This is a genomic window from Kocuria sp. CCUG 69068 (genome assembly GCF_020833785.1).
Taxonomy (GTDB): Bacteria; Actinomycetota; Actinomycetes; order Actinomycetales; family Micrococcaceae; genus Kocuria; species Kocuria rosea.
On record NZ_PDDL01000176.1, the window covers coordinates 1 to 4,250 of the forward strand.

4 protein-coding genes are annotated in these 4,250 nt (G+C 78.1%); 3 read left to right on the forward strand and 1 reads right to left on the reverse strand.

What is annotated here, in order from left to right:
* On the reverse strand, positions 1 to 200 hold a 200-nt coding region (locus CRM73_RS18390; RefSeq protein WP_229588700.1), incomplete at its 3' end, for a hypothetical protein.
* Between the two features lie 16 nt (positions 201 to 216).
* Between CRM73_RS18390 and CRM73_RS18395 the strand changes: the two genes are divergently transcribed.
* The 3 genes from CRM73_RS18395 to CRM73_RS18405 form a co-directional block, all read left to right on the forward strand.
* Positions 217 to 1,371 (forward strand): glycosyltransferase, encoded by a 1,155-nt coding sequence (locus CRM73_RS18395; protein WP_229588701.1) that lies wholly within the window; start codon positions 217 to 219, stop codon positions 1,369 to 1,371.
* Positions 1,368 to 2,666 carry a glycosyltransferase gene (locus CRM73_RS18400; RefSeq protein ID WP_109243949.1) on the forward strand — a complete coding sequence of 433 codons (1,299 nt, stop codon included), beginning with the start codon at positions 1,368 to 1,370 and terminating at the stop codon, positions 2,664 to 2,666. The genes CRM73_RS18395 and CRM73_RS18400 overlap by 4 nt, the downstream gene beginning before the upstream one ends.
* Positions 2,656 to 4,250, forward strand: a 1,595-nt coding sequence (locus tag CRM73_RS18405; protein ID WP_229588702.1) for a patatin-like phospholipase family protein, incomplete at its 3' end; no start/stop codon positions are given. The genes CRM73_RS18400 and CRM73_RS18405, both read left to right, overlap by 11 nt.

The following is a 4,250-nucleotide window of genomic DNA, read 5'->3' on the forward strand; positions in this document are numbered from 1 at the left end:
CGGGCGTGCGCGTCGAGGACCCGGAGGTCTTCGAGGAGTCCCACGCGGAGATCAAGCGGTGGATCGACGAGGGCCTCGTCGACGGCCTGCGCATCGACCACCCCGACGGGCTGCGCGACCCGCGGCACCCACGACGAGGCGCGGGCGGCGACGGCCCGTCCGGCGGGGGCAAGGCACGTCTTCAGCGTCGTCCCCTTCACCGGCCCCCCGGTGCACATGGCGGACGCCTGGCCGCGGCGGGTGGCCGCGGAACGGGGGCTGCGGCGCGTGCTGCGCCGGGCCGGCCCCGTGGACGTGCTGCACCTGCGCATGGCAGACGTCGGCTCGATGGCGGCCGCGGCGGTGGCCGCGGAGCTCGGCATCCCGTGGGTGCTCACGATGGCCCCCGATCCGCACGCGCTCGTCGCCGCCCGCGAGCGCGCCGGCACCCTGACCCGGGCCGGCTTCGGCGCGGCCGACGGCGTGGAGCACCTGTGGTTCCGCGTACGCCTGCTCGCCCACCTCGCGGCGCGGGCGGAGCACCTGGTGCTCTTCCCCCGCCCGGACCTGGCCCGGGACGCCCGCGAGCTGCTCGACGTGGACCTGGACGAGCCCGGGCGGTGCACGGTGGTGCCGGAGGGCATCGACCTGGGTGCCGTGGACCGTGCCGCCCAGCAGGTGCGCACCGGTGCCGGAGCGCACCTCGCGGAGCTCGACACCGTGCTCGCGGCCCTGCCCGCCGCCCGGCGCGGGCTGCCGCTCGTGGTCACGGTGGGCCGCCTGCACCGTGTGAAGGGCACGGCCACGCTCGTCGAGGCCTGGGCCCGGGACGCCGGGCTGCGGGGCCGCTGCAACCTCCTCGTCGTGGGCGGGGACCTCGTCTCCCCCTCCGCCGACGAGCGGGAGCAGCTCACCCGGATCGACGCCGCCCTCCCCCGGGCCGAGGCCGCTACCGCCGGCCTGCTTCTGGCCGGCCACCGTCCCCACGCCACCGTGGCCGCCTGGCTCGCCGCGGTGCGCCGGGGCCGGCCAGGCCTGTCCTCCCCCGCCGGCGTCTACGTCTGCGCGAGCCTCAAGGAGGAGTTCGGCGTGGCGCTGGTCGAGGCCCTCGCCACCGGGCTGCCGGTCGTGGCGCCCGACGCCGGCGGGCCGGCCACCTTCGTTGCCGACGGCGTCACCGGCGTCCTCGTCGACACCGGCGACCCCGCCGCGCTGGCCCGGGCCGTGGCCCGGGCCCTCGACCTGGCGGCGCGCCCCGACGCGGAGCGCACCGCCGACGCGGCCCGCGCCATGGTCCGCGACCGCTTCAGCATCGAGGGGATGGCGACCGCCCTCACCTCCGTCTACGACGACGCCGTGGCGCACACGGCCGACAGGAGCCCCACCCCGTGACCCTGCTCGTGATCAGCCCGGACTACGCCTCCCACCTGTTCCCCCTCGCGACCCTGGCCACCGCGTGGCGGGACGCCGGGGAGCGGGTGGTCGTGGCCACCGGTCCGGCGACCGCCGCCATCGCCCGGGGCTTCGGCTTCGAGGTCGAGATCCTGCCGCTGGGCCGCGGCTCCAACCCCGGGGTCATCCGGGCCGAGGAGCAGCCCCCCGGGGAGGACGACGCACTGCGCGGGTTCTTCGCCGCCACCCGCCGCGGCCCCGCGGAGACCCTGGCCTTCCAGGCCCGGGCCCGGCGCGACGACCTGCTCTGGGACCCGCTGGGCACCGCCCGGCGCGTCCAGGACGTGGTGGACCGCGTCCGGCCGGACCAGGTGGTCGTGGACCACCTCGCCTTCGCGGCGCGTCTGGCCCTGACCGGCTCCGGGATCCGGCACGCCGACGTGGTCCTGGGCCACCCCTCGGCCCTGACGGTGGCCGACGAGGTCTACGGGCACCCGCCCGCCTGGCCCGGCCGGCTGCGCCCGTCCCCGGCCGAGCTGGAGGCGCTGCACCGGCTGTGCTCCTCCGTGCGGGACGAGTTCACGGAGCAGTGGAACGAGGCCCTGCAGCAGATCGCCCCCGGCACCCCGGCGAGCGCCGACGCCTTCGCGGAGACCGGCGACGACCTCCTGCTCAACTACCCGGGCGAGCTCCACGACGAGCACCGGACCCGGGCGCTGCCCGAGCACACGTTCCTGGGCTCGGCCGTCCGGGAGGAGGCCGAGGACCCCGAGGTGGCCGCGTGGCTGGCCGGCTCGGACCGCCCGATCGTCTACATCAGCCTCGGCAGCTTCCTGTCCGTGCGCGGGGACGTGCTCGCCCGGGTCGCGGAGGCCCTCCGCGGCCTGGACGTGCGGGTCGCCCTCGCGGCCGGGGCGACCCGGCCCGCCGAGCTGGGCCCGGTCCCGGAGTCCTGGCTCGTGCGCGGAACCCTGCCGCAGGTCACCCTGCTGCGCCGCGCGAGCGTCGCGGTCTCCCACGGCGGGAACAACAGCGTGACCGAGGCGCTCACCGCCGGGGTGCCCCTGCTGCTGCTGCCGATGTCCACGGACCAGTTCGCCGGGGCGGCGGCTCTCGAGGCGGCGGGGCTCGGGACAGTGCTCGACCCCAACGCCCTGTCGGCCGCCGAGGTGCGGGACGCCGTGGCCGAGCTGCTCGACGACGGCCACGAGCGGCGGGGGGCACTCGAGGACCTCCGGCACGACCTGACCCGCCGGCCCGGGCCGGGGCGGGCGTTCGCGGCCCTTGTCGGGTGAGCCCCCGGGCCTGCCGCTGACCCTCCTGCCGCCGTCCCGGGGGCTGGCCGGGGCGACCGCCGGGCAGGCGCCGGCGTTCGGCCGCACCCTCCGCCTCGCCCTCGCCATGCGCGGCGGCGTGAGCCTCGCCGTGTGGATCGGCGGCGCGGTGGCCGAACTCGACATCCTGCGCCGGATCCGGATCCACCGGGACGGCCGCGGAGCGCTGCGCGCCTACCTCCTGCACCCCGCCGAGACCCCGGACCCGGCGCTCGAGGAGCGGGCGGCGGTGTACGCGCAGCTGCTGGCGGACGCCGGCTACGACCGGGTGGACATCGACCTCCTCGCCGGGGCCAGCGCCGGCGGGCTCAACGGCGTGGTGCACGCCGTGGCCCAGCGCGCGGGCTCCGACCTGGACGCCCTCGGCCGGATCTGGGCGGAGCACGGCGCCCTCGGCCGGCTGCTGCACCCGCTCGGACGGCACCCCGTGGACTCCCTGCTGCGCGGCGACGACTACCTGTGGCCCCGGCTGCTGGAGGCGCTCCAGGCGCTCCGGGGCAGCCCGGAGCACCACCCGGACCTGGTGGCCGAGCACGTCACGGTCGAGCTCTCCGCGACGGTCCTGGACAGCGACCCCTCCCCCTACAGCGCGTCGGCGGAGGGGCGCAGCGACTTCCACTTCTCCTCCCCGGAGCCGGGCTCCCCCGGCCCGTCCCTGGACAACGACATCCCGGGGCGGGACACGGCCCCCGAGCAGGCCGCGGCCGCGCTGTCCCGGCTGGCCTACGCCGCCCGGGCGACGTCCTCCTTCCCCGGCGCCTTCGAGCCGGCCTCGGTGTGGTCCGCCCCGACCCCGGGCCCGCGGGGCGCCCCTGGCCCGGCGGCCGGGCGCCCGGATCTGAGCCATGCGTTCGGCGCGCACCGCGACCCCGCGGAGCTGCCCTACCACGTGGTCGACGGCGGGGTGTTCGACAACATCCCCATCGACCGGGCCCTGGAGGCCGCGCGCACCAGGACGTCCCTGCGGCACGCCGACCGGGCCCTGCTGTACCTCGACCCGGACCCACCGCACCGCGAGCGTGCCGTGCCCTTCGTGCGCGACCTGCCGCGGCTCGTGGGCACGCTCGCCGCCACGGTCTCCCGGCTGCCGCGGCGGGAGTCGGACGACGACGAGGTCCTGGCCCTGTCCGACTACCTGGACGCCCAGCTCGTGGCCGGCGGCCGCCTGCACCCGCTCGCGGCGCTGATCGGGGGCTGGGACGAGGCCTCCCTCGAGGAGCGGCGCCGGGCCTACCTGCGCTACCGGGCCCGGACCGACGCCGACCTGCTGTCCCGCCTCCTGACCCGCCCGGCGCAGTGGCAGCTCACCTCGACCCTGGCCCGGCGCGAGGCCCTGCGGGCCCGGCCGCCCCGTGCGCTCGACCCGCTGCGGGCGGAGCTGCTCCGGCGCTACGACGCCCTCTCCCGGGGCCCGCTGGAGGACCCCGCCGCCGCCGCGGTGCTGCGCGGGGCACAGGCCCTGTTCGACGCCGCGTCCTGCGTGCTGTCCTGGGTGCGCGTGCTGGAGGAGCTGGGCCTCGACGGGCCGGCCGGACCGGCCGGGCA

Bases quoted from the DNA above. Each gene is read 5' to 3' on its own strand.
- CRM73_RS18395 (WP_229588701.1), top strand. From the start codon at position 217: ATGGCGGACGCCTGGCCGCGGCGGGTGGCCGCGGAACGGGGGCTGCGG.